Genomic DNA, 16343 nt, shown 5'->3' on the forward strand with positions numbered 1-16343 from the left:
CGATACATATTTATATGTTCAGTATTCAGCTCGACTTAATTCATTTATTTATAGGTACTAATAAGTCAGGATATGGGCAGCTAGTTTGTAGAGAAGCCTCTGCGAGTAAGTTACCCGTAGCCATTAAAAGCTCACACCTGCACTTGGAAATAATGCTGAACAACGTGCCAAAGTAAGGTGGTTGAAAAAATATGCCGATTTTGAGATTGAGCCAGCTAAGTGTTGATCAATCGTATTTAATGCCTTTACTGAAGCTAACGTTAACAAAAGTGACTTTTTTCTTCAAATAGAGTTACTCAACGTTACTTTTTATCTCAGCACATTTATTATTAATATAAAGTGTGATTTGTGTTTCTAGCAGGTGAGTGTTTGAAAACTGCAATTGACGCTTTGTTTCTGAATCTAGAGAATCAAACGTTATATTGTCAATCATGGCATAATCGACCCGGTCACTTAAAACCATTTTTATACCTGTTTCAACAGACTCCATATAAAATATCTTAATGCCAGCATCAGTGAATGATTTAACAAACTGAGAATTATGGTTAGTTCTCAGTAAACCAATTAAATATGGCTTAAGCTCTTCGAGCATTGTCCAGGTAAATTCTGTTGGCTCTCTCTTTCTGATAAGAGAGATACTAATTAAATTTTCATCTAAAACGTAGGAAGAAAAATTAAGTGTACTACTTGGAGGATAAAAACTAGCACACCACTGATCAGCATTGATAACTCTATTTGCTCTTCCAGGAGGAAGAAAAACCGGTATCCAAGTCAATGAAGAGCCAATTTTACTCTTTCGTAATAAGGTAAACGCTAAGCCATCATCATCACGTTCTACTGTGGTAAAAGGCGGATATTCTATTGAAATCACCTCAATTGTCGTCTCTTGAGAAAAAGAGGAAGCACAAAAAAGTAAGGTTAATAACAAATATATTTTCATTGCTAAAGAGTCGCCTAATAATATGATTAAAAAATTTAGAGTCACTGTCACTATTATTTATTATGGTCATATTTTTATATATAACCATTCAATAAGTAGATTATTTAATATCAATAAACGATATAACATCCTATAGCGCTGAATATCAAAGGGACAGTCTCATGTTAAGCAATCAAAATTTAAACTAAAGATCCCTAAATAGTTAACCTTCATTATGAGCATTTTTTTGATGAGTTAATCGAGTAACCTGTTAACGCTAACTAATGTTACATTATAGACTTGAGGTTTTACATTCTTGAACTCAGCTGTGGCTGAGTGAGACTGATAAACTTAGCACCCTAATCCCTATTTAGGGTTTAGGGTGACGATGAGAACTAAACGCTAGCCATTAGAAGCCCCTAATAGCTCATTTAAGATCACCAAAGCACCCGTTCTTCGAATCAGGGGACAGCTAAAACTACCGGTATCCCCTCTAAAAACACTTAATACAATATGGTCAATCCAACAAATCGTTATACTAATATAGTATGCTTTTAACCGCCAAATTTAAAACGTAAACCAGCATTAACAGTAAAGCCATCGTTTCTTGACCAAATGTTGGTTGTCCATCGACCGCTAGGTGCTTGTTCGGGTAATACTAAAGAGTCATCCTTTGTTTGTCGCACATTTAACAAGTTTTCAGCATTAACGAAAAAGCTTACTTGTCCGATGGTAATTTGACCCAGCAGCCCTAAGTGCCAATAAGGGCTGCTTCGCTCTCGATATGGGTTGTTTTCAAGTTGTTGTGTACCCGTATAGTAAGCTTCAAATCCTACCATATGACTACCATGTTCTTCCCACATTACAACAAGACCAGCCGAATGTTTAGGGGTTAACGCTAAGGGTACTCGGCCAAATTGCGGATCTCTTTCTTTAGTGGCGTCTATGTATAAATAGCTACCGGTAAATTTAATATCTTGCCAGCGATAGCGTAGTAATAATTCAGCACCGTTAATGTTACTTTCGCCAGCAGCATTGACGATAAGAACTTGCTTTCTTGAAGCATCATCACTATTAATCACAGCTAACTCAGTAACGTTATCAATATCTGACGCAAATAATGTTAGGCTAGTTTCTACACTGCCCAGCACATAGCTAAAATCTATAGATGCGGTAGATGCTCGCTCCTCATCAAGACTCTCTAGCGGCGCAAGTCGAGATAAACCGGCTTCATCAATATCTTCAATAAAAGGACTTGGTGCGAAAAAACCTTGCCCATATGCCCCTCTAACCGACCAGCTTTCTTGGTTGTATAATAATGAAATTCGCGGGCTTACTTGTGTTCCGTATTCATTATGCCAATCAGCACGTGCACTAAGCGACATAGAAATATCATCACTGACTTCATAATCTAGTTGCGAAAATAGTCCCGGCACTTGATAGGAATAATTAAATTCAGAAAAGGTATCAGATTCGAACTTTTCAGACTGTAGTGCTAAGCCAACTAGCCATGCCGCTTTATCAGAATACCCTGACAAACTCGACTCAATCAGGCTGCTTGTATGGCTGTCATCCTCTTGAACAGGACCAAATTCATGCTCGTGGTCTTGTTTCATTGCCGAGCCACGGACATTAATAGTCATCACCTGCCCCAATGGGCGGTCATATATGAAACCAACATCGGTTCTAAGCGTACCCTGTGTTTGAGGAAAACTATTACCATCAGGTAAAGTAGCGTCACCTAAAGTACCACCATCTCTTTGTTCTTTCATTGCACCCAAGGTAACGTAAAGGTTTGCACCATTATCTTGCTGCCAATAGAAACGAGGTCGGACACTGTGCCTTTCGTAGCCAGCCAAATCAATCCAGCCATCGTTATCTAAGTCTTGCTCTTCTTGATGATGAACTCCAGCAGTAATCGATGCACTTAAAGCGCTAGTTAAAGGAGCGGCAAAGTATGAAGTGATATCTTGACCATTTTTAGACGTAGCATTAAGTAACACTTCGCCCTCATAAACATCTGAAGGTGTGCGTGAAATTAGATTGATCACCCCTCCAAGTGCTGAACCACCATAAAGAGAAGAAGCAGATCCTTTAATTATTTCAACATTTGCAAGGTCTGTAGGTGGAATTTGTAACAGGCCAATTGAAGCGGTTTGACCACCGTATAAGGGTAAACCGTCACTTAAGAGCTGTGTGTAACGACCATACATTCCTTGCAGTCGAATGTTGGAACTTCCTAACGCAGGCGAGGTGGTTTGCACTCTAACGCCACCCGTTTCAGCCACTAACATAGAGATGTTCCCTGGACGCATTAGCGCTTTTTCTTGTATTTCTTCTCCATTAATAATTTCGGTTCGTGTTGCCGATTCAGTAACGATACGACCTAAACGAGAAGCGCTTACTTGAATTTTTTCAATTTTGTTATCGTTATGTTCATGGTGTTCTTTGTTGTGTTCATCTTCATTGTTATTTTCATTCGCGTAAGAAAACGCAGGAATTAACAGCATGGCTACTGCCGTTTTTAATGATATTTTAAACATTTTTACCTCAGGTATTACTTGATAATAATTCAGCACAAGGGCGCTAATTAACTTGAAAAGTGATGAGTTGTACAATCTTTGTTATTCTAAGTTTTTATGAGGTAAAAATAGGAGGCCGATAGAGCAAGGGATAAATAGATTTAAGCTGCTCAAATTGTTGCATATAAAAAGCTTCAGCTAAGATAGTTATTTTAGCTGAGTGAACGACAGTATTAAAAAATACAGTTGATGAACATGCATTAACAATACAAGTACAATTAACATCGCAACATTCGATACCACAGCAGTCTTTTGGGTTAGCTTTACTAGCTGTACTTAAACCGTAATGTTTTACTTGTTCGCTGGTATCAAAAGAAAGAGAGTTTTCACAAGACATAGCAGTATTAAAGCTTATTGCTTGCCCAACGAAGGCAACAAGCATCATTGCTATAATAAACATTCTTAACACTGCTTTAAACATAAAAACCCTTAAAAACCATACGCAGAGTATTATAAGAGTTTATTCGTGATATGTGAACAATCATAGGCAACTTCGTGCGAGTTATCTATTAAGTCGGTACTATAAACTGTTTAAGCGATTATTAATTATAATGCCTTGCTGGCAGTTATTGGTGGGCTTGGATTAGGTGAAACATCTATTCTTTGCCTGTTGATATCTACCTTTGAGAGCGGTTTTAATAAACATTGATTTTAATTACCCGTATTATTTTGTACTGACAAATTAAACGTTTTTACATCACAGTTACTGAGGGCATCACAACCTCTTATAATAAACCTTAAGCTTGATAGGTCATTATCTTGAAAAGACTCGCTTCCTACAGATTTGTTTCCAAAAGAGCAAGATAAGCTGTTGTCATCAATTACACATTGAACTTCACCTGTTGCGTTTGGGCAGAGTGAGAAAGAAGCGCTACCACATTTAAGCCCGGCTATTTTATTATCGTCAGAATATACGTCGCCATTAATCGATAAGTATAAATCTATTCTGTAGGCTGCAGAAGTCGGTGATACCCACTGAACTTCAAAGCGAGTACCTTCTGTAACAGTAACCTGCTCTCCTTCATAATAATCTCTTGAATCAAAGCGAATATTTTGTAAGGTGAAGCCTTCCTCAACCGGTGGCAATATATTAATCTCTGGTGTTTTTTTATCAGCACCGCCGCCACAAGCGCTAAGCACGATTAAAGTAGTGGTTAATATAGTTAATAAAAGATGTTTCATCGATGTCCTTTTTATTACGTTAAATGTATTCCATACTTGACAGCTCAGTAGTCAAAGAAGACATTAAGCTTTTCAGTTCATTACGTCAATAACAGGCACTAAAGTCATGTTAATATAATTGAGTGACGGATGACGTTATTGCCAATCATAGGAAATTATTTTTAGCTAAAAAGCTCTCCTGCAAGCTTATTACTGCCGTCGGTATTTCACCTATTTATACACAAGAATACTACATTGTCGTCACTAGCCTCTAAAGCATTGAGGATTACCATCAAACTTCAAATCAATAAAATCGCTCATTTAAATCAAATAGAATGCTCAATTAGTAGACATCCGCTTGAGCTAAAATACCTTTGTTTATAAGTTGAGTAAGAACATAGTTACACTTTATTTTTAAGTGTTCTCTAAGCAGGCGAACTGCCGGAGTAATGGTCTGTCTACTTGGGCAAATAATCCATAATTCTGTTGGCTTAGGGACAAAGCCTGTTAATAGTGTCACAAGTTGGTTACTCAGCAAGTCATATGACATATCTAAACTAGATTTTACAGCTATTCCCTTACCACTTACACACCAACGCCTGACTAGGTCAGCATCGTTTGAAACGCGATTACTTTTCATTTTGACTTTAATAAACTCACTTTTATAAGAGAATTCCCATACATCATGAACAATGTCATGTAACTTATATAGAAGACCGTTATGTGTGGTCAAATCATTAGGATGCTTGGGTATACCATGCGCTTCTAGGTACTGAGGTGTTGCACAAATAACTCGTGGTACATTACAGATTTTAAAACCGTAAAGGTTGGCATCATTTGGTGAACCATAGCGCAAGGCAATATCAACGGGATCCCTATAGAAATCAATATTACTATCACTGACATGTAATTTAACACTGATCCCTATGTGCTCTTCCATAAATTCATCAAGCCAAGGTAATACTAAATTCCGACCTAAATCTGAGGGGATAGAAATTCTTAATTCACCATCAATAATGTCTAAATCATCTTTAACATTTTGCTTAGCTACGTCAAGCATTTGCAATGCTTGCTGACAATTTGGAATATACCTTTCACCTGCAACAGAGAGCCTTAAGCTTCGAGTCGTTCGTATAAACAGATCAACGCCAAGGGCACGTTCAACCCTTTTTATTGCTGCACTAGCTGTTGCTGTATGCATGTCTAAACTCTCTGCCGCTGCAGTAATACTGCGAAATTCGGCAACTTTTAAGATTACATTAAGATCTTCTAATAGCATGATTGTCAAAAATAATTTGATAAAGATTCTATCATTATGCTGTTTCTATTTGAGCGATCAAGTCATATCATTATAATCACCATAAAAATTAACGTTAACTCCCCGTAATTAACAATTTTAAAGCTTTGGAGAAAAACCATGAAAGCAGTTGGCTACATACAATCATTACCGATCAGTAATCCTAAATCATTAATAGACATCGAGCTATCGCAACCTACAGCTTCAGGACATGACTTATTAGTACAGGTTATGTCTATCGCTGTTAACCCTGTAGATTACAAAATCCGTCAAAATGTTGCAGCAGAGAACGATGAATACAAAGTGCTTGGTTGGGACGCTGTTGGTGAAGTCGTGGCCATAGGTGAGTCAGTGAGTCACTTTAAACCTGGGGATAAAGTCTTTTATGCCGGAGATTTAAATCGCCAAGGAAGTAACGCCGAATATCAATTAGTTGATGAGCGCATCGTCGGTCATAAGCCAAAAAGTTTATCCGATGGCGAAGCCGCTGCATTACCATTAACCGCGATTACTGCTTGGGAATTATTGTTTGAACGCTTATTAATCAAACAACAACATCCTGAGATAAAGAAAAAATCAAACGATATAATTTTAATTGTTGGCGCGGCGGGAGGTGTCGGTTCGATTTTAGTTCAGTTAGCAAGTGCACTAACAGGCGCAACTGTCATTGCTACGGCGTCACGTGATAGTTCTGCAAAATGGGTAAAAAAACTGGGGGCAGATTATGTTATCGATCACTCCAAATCACTAGTAGAACAAATTGAACAATTAGCTATAGGGCAAGTAACACACGTTGCTAGTTTAACGCATACTGACTCCTATTTAGATAGCTTTGTTGAACTGTTAGCTCCAATGGGAAAGATAGCCTTAATTGACGATCCTAAGTCGCTTGATATCAGTAAACTTAAATTTAAAAGTTTATCCCTGCACTGGGAGTTTATGTTTACACGTTCAATGTTCAAAACAACAGATATCAATGAGCAACATCGCTTACTTAACAAAATTGCAGACTTGATTGACCAAGGATATATCCAAACTACGGTCGGTAAAAACTTAGGAACCATTAACGCTAAAAACCTAAGAGCGGCCCATAAAATACTTGAATCAGGACAATCGATTGGAAAAATTGTTTTAGAAGGTTTTTAAAAGCAGTCCTAGAAATGTAAGAGACTCTTTAAGACGATTAAGTATAATTATTAATAACTTAATAATAGGTATAAAAATGAAAAAATTACTTTCAGTAATAGCTTATAGCATAGCATTACTCACTACAGCGACGACATTAGCCAATAACAGTGAGCTTCACACAGTCGCTACATTCGATGCACAACATCCACCGGGTAACATTGCTATTACGCCATCGGGAAGAAAGTTTTTGTCGATACATGGATTTTATGGACAAAAGCAAAAGATCATGGAGCTTATGCCAGACGGCACCACAAAACCTTATCCTAATGAAGAATGGGCATATGCTTACAATAATGGTAAAGGTTTTTACGGTGTTCTGGGTATTAATGTATCAGCCGAGGGTGTGTTATGGATGCTAGATACGTCGGGTCCTGATCATGCGGGGCGATTAGTGGGTTGGGATACTAAAAGTGAGCAGCTTGATAAAATTATTTATTTAGCAAAGCCAACGATTACAGACACGTCGTTTCTAAACGACTTAGCCGTTGATAACAAAAATGGCTATATCTATATTGCTGACACAGCACAAGGTAGTCAAGCCGCAATTATTGCTGTTAACCTTAAAACAGGTGCCGCACGAAGAATACTGCAAGACAGCCATTATACTCGTGCTGAAAACATCGACATAGTTATTGACGGTCGCACAATGAAAATTGGCGGGCAAGCTGCGCGTTTGGGTGTAAACCCAATCACTCTTGAGCCCAATGAAGACTGGTTATACTTTGGCTCCATGTCGGGCACATCGGTATATCGTGTTGCCACAAGCGCAATTATAAATGAAAGTCTATCAAGTAAAGAGCTAGAGGAAAAAGTACAGCACTACGGTACTAAGCCTATTTCTGATGGTATTATTGTCGATGGTGGCGGCAATATATATGTCACCGATATTACTAACGGCGCTATTGGTGTGGTTAAACCTAGTGGCGATTACCAAGTGTTATTTAAAGATGAACGTCTTGTGTGGCCTGATGGTTTTAGTTACGGAGACGATGATAAAATTTACGTTACCGTTAATAAACTTCACCGTTCGCCAATACTCAACAATGGTAAAGATGACAGCCAAGGGCAATATAGTGTGCTTTCTTTTAAGCCACTTGTTAAAGGTAAAGTAGGTCGTTAGTGCCCCACCACCCTTGACTTATCAATACTAAAAGTCTTTTGGCCGCTTTTAACCATTAAAAATATTAAGGTAATTATCAATACGACCGTCTATTTTATTAATGAAGCAGACGTTCTATCCTAATATCGCGGCTCATAATATGAACCATGATATTAGAGCTTTAATGGTCAATATTCATTGATAATTAAACGGTTCTCAACCTCAGAGATAACAATAAAATAGTATTGCGCAACGCTCAAGTAATCATTAAGAAATTTGCTTAACGGCTAATTCAGGTGGTACCAAAGGCGCAATATCATTAACATAAAAAGTATCGCTAGAGGCTTGATTCCACCATGTTAACCACATCCCAGTAATATTTTCTTGCGTTAACTGACTCTCAGTCAGTTCAGGTACTGTGTGGGTATTAGATTCTAACATGCCGTTTGGTGTTCTACGTTTTATCATGTTGTAAGTTAACTGCGAGACATCATCTAGTCCCATGCTTCCCAATAATTCAAAGAAGCTATTTAGGGTGTGATGATGAAATGAGGTTACACGTTTGCCTTTTACTTCTATATCGATGGCTTTAGAGCGATTTTTATCTTGTGTGGCGACCCCCGTTGGGCACATATTGGTGTCACATTGCCTAGATTGAATACAGCCCAATGACATCATAAATGTTCGGGCCGCGTTAACAATATCAGCACCAAAGGCAACCTTATTAAGCATGTCAAAACCCGAAGCTGTTTTACCTGCTGAAATCACCCGTATCTGTTTACGTATTCCTAATCCAACAAGTGCCTGATGAACAAAATAGGTTCCTTCCAAGCAGGTCATACCAAGTCTGTTACTAAATTCCACGGGGGCAGCGCCTGTGCCCCCTTCTGCGCCATCAACCGTAATAAAATCAAGGTATATGTTACTTTCCAACATGGCTTTGCCAAGACATAAAAATTCAGCCGGGTTACCAACACAAAGTTTGATACCAATGGGCTTGCCACCACTTAACTCTCTAAGTTGGCTAACAAATGACAATAATTCAAATGGGCTATTGCATTCAGGGTTAATCGCCGGAGAAACACAATCTTCTTCTTTACTAACACCTCTGATTTGCGCGATTTCATCTGTTATCTTAGCTTTAGGAAGTACGCCACCATGACCAGGCTTAGCACCCTGCGACAACTTTATTTCAATCATTTTTACTTGTGCTAATTGAGCCGTTTTAGCAAACATCACAGGATTGAAACGGCCATCTTCATTTCGACAGCCAAAAAGCCCCGTACCTATTTGCCAAACCAAGTCTCCACCATGCTTTAAATGATAAGGGCTAACACCACCTTCTCCAGTATTATGATAAAAGCCACCTGCACCTGCGCCTAGATTCATCGCTTCAATAGCTTCTGCACTTAAAGAGCCATAACTCATTGCTGATATATTTAATCTTGACGCTTTATAGGGTTTTGAACATTGTCGCCCGCCAACGGTAACGTGCTTAGATTCATCCTTTATTGTTTTTGGTGCTAGCGAGTGCCATATACTTTGATAGTTAGTTTGCATTAAATCTCGTTGAGTGCCAAAGGGTATGGTGTCTGTTACCGACTTTGCACGTCGATAAACCAGATCTCTTTGTTCGCGATTAAAAGGCATTTCTTCGGTGTTATTTGCAATAAAATACTGTTGAACTTCTGTTCGTATTGATTCAAAGAAGTAACGAAAATAAGCAAGAACAGGATACAGTCTATTTAAGGTATGTTTACTTAGGGTAAGATCATATGCACCTATTATTGAATAGGTCAGGGTAAAAAACACCAAAAAACCAGGGAACCAACCACCAATGGTATAAAGTAAGATAAAGCTACTGATGTTACCTAGGGTTAAAACTTGCCAGTAAAATTTTTGAGCTGAAGTCATTTTTTAAATATCCTACTATATTTCTAATCTGCTTATTTAACCCCATTGATCAATGGGATAATATTATTTTTTTGATGCATGGCGGTAATAAATAGGTGTAAAGCCTATAGAGACTGAAAATCTTTATCAATCATCTTCACCACCCACCAGTTAATGTAATTTCAGGTTAGGCCTTAACGCTCTATTAACCCTACCAACAAGGACAATGAGTAAGGTATTAAGCACACCAAAAAGTGTCACTTGGTGCATGCGGTATAACCCAATATAAACCAGTCTTGCCAACTTACCTTCGATGAACATACTGCGTTGATTAATATTTCCCATTAGGCTGCCTACTGCCGTATAAGATGATAATGACACCAAGGAACCATAATCGATATATTCATAAGCGACTAAGGGCTTCAATGCTAATTTAGCAATAATATTGGTAAAGACAGTCGATGCCATTTGATGTGCTGCTTGCGCCCTAGGGGGAACTTTTATCCCTTTTAATGTCGTGCATGAAGCGCAGTCGCCAAGGGCAAATATATCGGTGTCTAAGGGAGTTTGCAGGAATGGATTAACCAGTAATTGATTGTTCTTTGCGCTTTCCAAACCGCCAATAGCTTGCATAAAATCAGGTCCCTTTATGCCCGCCGCCCAAACAGTAATGCTGCTAGCGATTTCACGGCCATCTTTTGTTATTACACTGTTGGGCGTAACTTCAGTAACCGCGGTGTTAGTATTTACAGTGATACCAAGCGCCTCTAGTTCTTGTTGTGCACTTTGCGCTATACGTTCAGGAAGTGCAGCAAGGATCCGAGGCCCTGCTTCTACAATGTGAATATCTAGACTCTTTTTTGATAAATGGTCATATCCATAATTTTTCAGTAATTCAGAGGTTTTTACTATTTCTGCAGCAAGCTCTACGCCTGTAGCACCACCACCAATAATGGCAATATTGAGACTGCTGCGCGTATCGTCCCCTTTAAGTCGTAAAAAAGCATTGAGTAACTCAGTATGGAATCGCTCTGCATTTTCACAAGTATCAAGAAATGTACAGTACTGCTTTGCGCCCAATGTATTGAAGTCATTCGTTACAGACCCTAACGCAAATACCAATAATGAGTATTTAACCTGGCGAGCAGGAAATATTAAAGCACCATCTTGATCATTTAATTGTTTTAAAAGTACATGCTTCGATTCTCGGTTGAGTCCATCAACTACACCTAGCTGAAACAAAAAACCATTACGCGCACCATGGGATAAATAGTCAACACAATCTATATCAGCGTCAAGTGAGCCTGAAGCGACTTCATGTAAAAGTGGTTTCCAAACATGTTTTCTATTTTGGTCGATTAAAATAATTTTTTGTTTGGTTTTTCGAAAATACTTGCCGAGTTTAGTGGCAAGCTCTAAACCTCCTGCACCGCCACCGATTATAACAATGGGGTCGGAAGAAATGGTCGGTTTTCGCCACCAAGGCCTGATTAACATTTTATTCGCTGATCCTTAAACTATAATGAGCCAACACCATTAAAAGCTAGCGTTATTTGTATTACATATCCCCTACCTTAATCTATGCTTAAGGGAGCGGGATATATAATAAACTATCATGCTATCTTTATGAATGCACTAAGGATAAAGCGTGTCTTCCTGGTTTAAACGTTTAGGTCCATTTCTTGGTGTTGTGTTCTTTCTTATGGCTGCGACACGAGTCTATTTTAAATTAGAACATTTTAAATATGCAGACTCTCTTTCAGCCTTGAGTAGTACATCTAGTTGGGTTTTCGGCCTGGGTGTTATACTTACTTTGCTAAATTATCTGATCTGCAGCCTTATTAATACTAAGTTAATCCTAAATATTACTAACGACTTCATTACCAATAGAAGTCGTTAGTATCTAGGCTAAAATTTACAAATCTTTTATCTTGTTAAGATAGTTTTTATAGTTAGACTTTTTATCTTCGAATAATTTCAGTAAATCTAAAGTAACAAAAATACCATGCTGTTGCTCGCTGTTAGTCGTTAAACCAAAAGAATAAGTATTGTTTATGTGAAACATAACCCCGTGAGATACCGACTTAACTGAAACTCTATCGGCATAGGTAGAGACGACTGAAAGTCCCAAAGGTATCTTTAACTGCCAATAATTAATCCCCGCCCATTCTATAGCAAGTGCTTCTTTCATCTGTTCGCCATGTTCAGCATCGACACTGTAATGCATAATAATAGAAGGATGTAAGGCAAAGTACTGTTTATTGGGGGGTGGAACTAAACGGTTTTCTTTTAATTTATCTTGGTAATACCAAGTATTAATGGCTAAATCTATAAAAGTTTGCGAACGCGAATTTTCAAAATAATTTGACCATGCAGTGTTCTTTAAAGCTATATTTATACCTGCTTTTGAATTGGCATATTTATAAGAAGATTCAAAAGGAGCAACAATTGCCTTATGCAAATTATCAAAGAGGATCTTACAGTTTTTTAGGCCATACCCCTTACAGTCAGCATTATCTAAAACTGCAATTTCATCATTGTTATACTTTAGATGATATTTTCCTGTCTTAGTGCTTTTTGAGGCATTAATATTTTTAGGGTACGACAATGTGATTAACGATTGATAAGCATTGTTGATGATAAAATCGCTGTCGACACCCATTTTTTCTAGCGGTTTAACATGCAAGGAAAGTTTTTCCTTCCAATTAATAAACCAAGCATTCATCGCTTGATCGACTTCTGAGCCATCAAGAAGTTTATTACATATTTTCAGAGAAATATCATCAACACCCTCATACATATTAATAAAAACCTTCCCTTTTGTAGCGTCGTGTTTTTGACAAATAAGCTCTTCAGAAAAAGAAGATAAAGATATCAAGGCAAGTAAAATAGCCGCCAATAAATATTTCATTGTTTATCCTCCTTGAAATATCTAATAAAACCGGTGATAGCTGCCACTAATCCCTTAATGTCAGCAGTAAAGCCGCCTGTTTGTTGATAATTTTTAATTTTATTTAGCTCTCCTTGATAATGTTTAAATGCCTTATTAGCTTGTGTTTGCTCAGTAGAGCTGGGGTCGAAGTCATCTAAAAATGCATAAAGTAAAGGATAAGATACTTTTGGATCTTCAATGTACCCTTTAATTGAATGGGTATTCTTGCGACTAAATTCTTTAGTAACAATTTTTCGATATGCATTATCAAACGCTGATTCACTTATCCAACTACCATTATTTTTAGGATCGAAGCGTCTAAATAAATCAAAAGCAATAGGGTCGCACTCATGATAGATATTATAAAATTCATTCATTATTCCGCCAACACCAGGTTTAACAATAGATTGATAAGGTGAAGTTAAACCAGAAGCCCACGTGACTAAATCGCTAACATTAGCGAAACTCCAATAGGTAGATATTTGCGGTTGACCGAGCGGTTTTTCATCAGGAAAGAGTTTATTTAATGAGTCATGCATTACTGACGTGCCAAGAGAATGCGTTAAAAAATGATAAGTCGTACCTGCACTGTGTTGGCCAAATATACTCACTAACTCTTTGATAACAAAGCCCCTAACGCTTTCACCAAATATAGACAAATATAGGATAACATCTAAGGCATGAGTATTTTCAAAGGTATCACTCCCCAGATTGGCATCAATACCTATCAATTTATTCATTAAGTCAGGCGTATCAACACCCGCCAGCTGAGTTTTAATGAAGTGTTCAACTGTTTTACTGCTGCTTGAAATTTCCTTACGGATCTTCTCAAATAGATGGTCATAACTAATACTATGAATGATCAATTCATTTTCAATTTTTAGTTTTTTATAACTTGGATACCTTTCCAACGCATTGTTAATTGACTCAACAACGTCTTCTTTAAAAGAGTCAGAGGTGTGCATTCCAATGCCATGCATTAAAATTAAGACGGGTTTATCGCTCATTTTTTTCTCCAAATATCGACGTCAATGTTAAATTAAATAGACTTTACGAACGTGAAGATTCAGCCGAGTAAAAAAGGAAAGGCGCTATCCTAGCTAAGTCAAATTGAATCCATTTAAGTTCAATAACCAACTATAGGTGCAGCCTATAAATTAAACAACAATAGAGCGCCATTAGTTTATGTTATATAGATTTTCATAATGAACATAACCTTATTCGCTAACTTATTATTGATTTGCTGAAATTTAAAATATCATTATTTTGCGGTGAGTAATTCGCCATGCTCACTGATAAGCAGTTGACATGGCTTTTACTTAAACGATTATTTGATAGGTAAAGCGCCTGATAAATTTTATTCAGGGGTAGCGCTATTAGTGGGGTTTTTCACATGTATATCTAACCATTGATATTGTTCCCACAGCATATAGAGCAACGACTCTCTAGCTCGATAACTGTGTTGCTCATGTGGTAGCATCACCAAACGAGCATTACCGCCAAGTCCTTTTAGCGCAGCAAACATTCGTTCTGATTGCATTGGAAAAGTACCTGAATTTGGATCTTCTTTACCGTGGAGCATCAACATTGGCTCATTAATTTTTTCTGCATGAAAGAACGGTGACATCGATGCATAGGCTGGCTGACCTTCCCAAAAACTACGCTCTTCTCCTTGAAAGCCGAAGAGCTCGGTGGGTATTTCACTTACAAAACATCTATGCTCGCAATAATTACTTTATAATTAGGCCAGAAACATCCGATAGCACTTCAACTTAATCTTGCTTAGGTTACAATCTAGCAAGACATAAAATCCAATCAATTCGTCCTAAGGAAATTCATGAATCAGTTACTACGTGCCGACGATAAAGGTACATCACTTTTTATCATCAACAAAAATAACTATAACGACTGGTTAAGCGAGCAAACTCAGCAAAACCAAGCATGGTTAGCCAATACTAATTATAAAGCTGAAGGTTTAGCGTTATTACCTAATACTCAAGGGGAGTTGTCGCTAGCAGTATTTGTTGTTGAAGATGCCAATCATTTCTTTGCCTGTGGCGAATTAATTAAGCAACTTCCTCCTGGTCAGTATTTGTTACATGCGAAAGATGATCAGCAACAAGCCATCTGTTTTTCATGGCTAATGGGCGCCTATAAATTTGATCGTTATGTAACAAAAAACAAAAATAATGCCCCGCTTCCCTGCTTAGCCGTTAATAATCAAACCATAGTCGACAGTGCCATTAAATATGCCGAGGCAACGACTTTAGTCCGTGACTTAGTCAATACGCCAGCAGCTGATATGATGCCAATAGATCTTGGTGACTGCGCGCAAAACTTGGCTAATAGGTATCACGGCCAAGTTCAGCAAATTATTGGTGATGAACTTGTCGAACAAAATTACCCAACCATACATGCCGTTGGTCGAGCGAGTGCCCATGCACCTCGTTTAATTGACTTAACTTGGGGTAATAGCCATCACCCAAAAGTAACGTTAGTGGGTAAAGGCGTTTGCTTTGACAGTGGAGGTCTCGACTTAAAACCGGCTGCTGGTATGCGTAATATGAAAAAAGATATGGGCGGATCTGCGCATGTCCTCGGATTAGCTCAGTTAATTATGTCGCATAACCTACCAATTAATCTACGAGTACTCATTCCTGCGGTAGAAAATGCCGTGTCGAGCAATGCCATAAGACCTGGTGATGTTATTACTACACGCGCAGGTATTACCGTTGAAATTCACAACACTGATGCAGAAGGTCGCTTAGTATTGTGTGATGCTCTAACAGAAGCTGACACCGAACAGCCTGATTTAATTATTGATTTTGCAACCCTAACTGGCGCAATGCGTGTTGCTTTAGGCACAGAATTACCAGGATTTTTCTCAACAAGCGATGAAGTTGCTGCAGGTATTACCCAAGCGGGCAGCAAAATTAGCGATCCGGTCTGGCGTATGCCGCTTTATAGCCCATACGGTGATTTACTGAAAAGCTCGATTGCTGATATGACCAATTGCGCCGCAATACCCTTTGGTGGTGCAATTACCGCGGCATTATATCTACAAGAGTTTGTTAAAAAAGAGACTGATTGGGTTCACTTTGACGTGATGGCATTTAATATCAGAGCTTTACCAGGGCGCCCCCTTGGCGGTGAAGCTTTTGGTATTCGCGCCGTATTTGATTACTTACAAGCTAAGTATAAATAAGCAATTAAAACCACATCGCCATAAAAGTTAATAACTGCGGTGCTTTTGCGCCGCATTTATTCATAAA

The 16343-nt window shown here is 38.2% G+C and carries 12 protein-coding genes and 1 pseudogene; 3 read left to right on the plus strand and 10 right to left on the minus strand.

The window, feature by feature from the left end; all coding sequences use genetic code 11:
• Positions 1-292 precede the first annotated feature (292 nt).
• The 5 genes from H4J57_RS07375 to H4J57_RS07395 form a co-directional block, all read right to left on the minus strand.
• Positions 293-940, minus strand: coding sequence for a hypothetical protein (locus H4J57_RS07375; protein ID WP_182242398.1), 648 nt, complete (start codon positions 938-940; stop codon positions 293-295).
• 533 nt (positions 941-1473) lie between these two features.
• Positions 1474-3462, minus strand: coding sequence for a TonB-dependent siderophore receptor (locus tag H4J57_RS07380; protein ID WP_182242399.1), 1989 nt, complete (start codon positions 3460-3462; stop codon positions 1474-1476).
• Between the two features lie 94 nt (positions 3463-3556).
• On the minus strand, positions 3557-3922 hold the full coding sequence (locus H4J57_RS07385) for a hypothetical protein (RefSeq protein ID WP_182242400.1): 366 nt from the start codon (positions 3920-3922) through the stop codon (positions 3557-3559).
• Positions 3923-4152: 230 nt separating this feature from the next.
• The gene (locus H4J57_RS07390; RefSeq protein ID WP_182222587.1) at positions 4153-4683 is read right to left on the minus strand and encodes a hypothetical protein; all 531 of its coding nucleotides are present in this window, start codon (positions 4681-4683) and stop codon (positions 4153-4155) included.
• Between the two features lie 322 nt (positions 4684-5005).
• The gene (locus H4J57_RS07395; RefSeq protein ID WP_182242401.1) at positions 5006-5941 is read right to left on the minus strand and encodes a LysR family transcriptional regulator; all 936 of its coding nucleotides are present in this window, start codon (positions 5939-5941) and stop codon (positions 5006-5008) included.
• A 138-nt stretch (positions 5942-6079) separates the two neighbouring features.
• On the opposite strand from H4J57_RS07395, the gene H4J57_RS07400 reads away from it, so the two are divergent.
• Together H4J57_RS07400 and H4J57_RS07405 are read left to right on the plus strand one after the other, a co-directional pair.
• Positions 6080-7105 carry a zinc-binding alcohol dehydrogenase family protein gene (locus H4J57_RS07400; RefSeq protein WP_182216228.1) on the plus strand — a complete coding sequence of 342 codons (1026 nt, stop codon included), beginning with the start codon at positions 6080-6082 and terminating at the stop codon, positions 7103-7105.
• Positions 7106-7181: 76 nt separating this feature from the next.
• Positions 7182-8267 carry an L-dopachrome tautomerase-related protein gene (locus H4J57_RS07405; RefSeq protein WP_182242402.1) on the plus strand — a complete coding sequence of 362 codons (1086 nt, stop codon included), beginning with the start codon at positions 7182-7184 and terminating at the stop codon, positions 8265-8267.
• 246 nt (positions 8268-8513) lie between these two features.
• On the opposite strand, the gene H4J57_RS07410 is transcribed toward H4J57_RS07405, so the two are convergent.
• The 5 genes and pseudogenes from H4J57_RS07410 to H4J57_RS07430 all read right to left on the minus strand — a co-directional run.
• On the minus strand, positions 8514-10160 hold the full coding sequence (locus H4J57_RS07410) for an FMN-binding glutamate synthase family protein (protein WP_182242403.1): 1647 nt from the start codon (positions 10158-10160) through the stop codon (positions 8514-8516).
• Between the two features lie 150 nt (positions 10161-10310).
• The gene (locus H4J57_RS07415) at positions 10311-11636 is read right to left on the minus strand and encodes an NAD(P)/FAD-dependent oxidoreductase (protein ID WP_182242404.1); all 1326 of its coding nucleotides are present in this window, start codon (positions 11634-11636) and stop codon (positions 10311-10313) included.
• A gap of 418 nt (positions 11637-12054) precedes the next feature.
• A complete protein-coding gene (locus tag H4J57_RS07420) occupies positions 12055-13050 on the minus strand; it encodes a hypothetical protein (protein WP_182242405.1) in 996 nt (331 codons plus the stop codon).
• Positions 13047-14078 (minus strand): hypothetical protein, encoded by a 1032-nt coding sequence (locus tag H4J57_RS07425; protein ID WP_182242406.1) that lies wholly within the window; start codon positions 14076-14078, stop codon positions 13047-13049. Before H4J57_RS07425 ends, H4J57_RS07420 begins: the two co-directional genes overlap by 4 nt.
• Before the next feature lie 350 nt (positions 14079-14428).
• Positions 14429-14755, minus strand: a pseudogene (locus tag H4J57_RS07430) (alpha/beta hydrolase family protein); the annotation flags it as partial.
• A gap of 153 nt (positions 14756-14908) precedes the next feature.
• Between H4J57_RS07430 and H4J57_RS07435 the strand changes: the two are divergent.
• Positions 14909-16276 carry a M17 family metallopeptidase gene (locus H4J57_RS07435; RefSeq protein WP_182242407.1) on the plus strand — a complete coding sequence of 456 codons (1368 nt, stop codon included), beginning with the start codon at positions 14909-14911 and terminating at the stop codon, positions 16274-16276.
• The last annotated feature ends 67 nt before the right edge of the window (positions 16277-16343 follow it).

The sequence above is a fragment of the Colwellia sp. BRX8-7 genome (assembly GCF_014077275.1).
In the GTDB taxonomy this organism is placed as follows: Bacteria; Pseudomonadota; Gammaproteobacteria; order Enterobacterales; family Alteromonadaceae; genus Colwellia_A.

Coding starts and splice junctions, on each gene's coding strand:
- H4J57_RS07375 (WP_182242398.1), bottom strand. CDS start 940: ATGAAAATATATTTGTTATTAACCTTACTTTTTTGTGCTTCCTCTTTT.
- H4J57_RS07380 (WP_182242399.1), bottom strand. CDS start 3,462: ATGTTTAAAATATCATTAAAAACGGCAGTAGCCATGCTGTTAATTCCT.
- H4J57_RS07385 (WP_182242400.1), bottom strand. CDS start 3,922: ATGTTTAAAGCAGTGTTAAGAATGTTTATTATAGCAATGATGCTTGTT.
- H4J57_RS07390 (WP_182222587.1), bottom strand. CDS start 4,683: ATGAAACATCTTTTATTAACTATATTAACCACTACTTTAATCGTGCTT.
- H4J57_RS07395 (WP_182242401.1), bottom strand. CDS start 5,941: ATGCTATTAGAAGATCTTAATGTAATCTTAAAAGTTGCCGAATTTCGC.
- H4J57_RS07400 (WP_182216228.1), top strand. CDS start 6,080: ATGAAAGCAGTTGGCTACATACAATCATTACCGATCAGTAATCCTAAA.
- H4J57_RS07405 (WP_182242402.1), top strand. CDS start 7,182: ATGAAAAAATTACTTTCAGTAATAGCTTATAGCATAGCATTACTCACT.
- H4J57_RS07410 (WP_182242403.1), bottom strand. CDS start 10,160: ATGACTTCAGCTCAAAAATTTTACTGGCAAGTTTTAACCCTAGGTAAC.
- H4J57_RS07415 (WP_182242404.1), bottom strand. CDS start 11,636: ATGTTAATCAGGCCTTGGTGGCGAAAACCGACCATTTCTTCCGACCCC.
- H4J57_RS07420 (WP_182242405.1), bottom strand. CDS start 13,050: ATGAAATATTTATTGGCGGCTATTTTACTTGCCTTGATATCTTTATCT.
- H4J57_RS07425 (WP_182242406.1), bottom strand. CDS start 14,078: ATGAGCGATAAACCCGTCTTAATTTTAATGCATGGCATTGGAATGCAC.
- H4J57_RS07435 (WP_182242407.1), top strand. CDS start 14,909: ATGAATCAGTTACTACGTGCCGACGATAAAGGTACATCACTTTTTATC.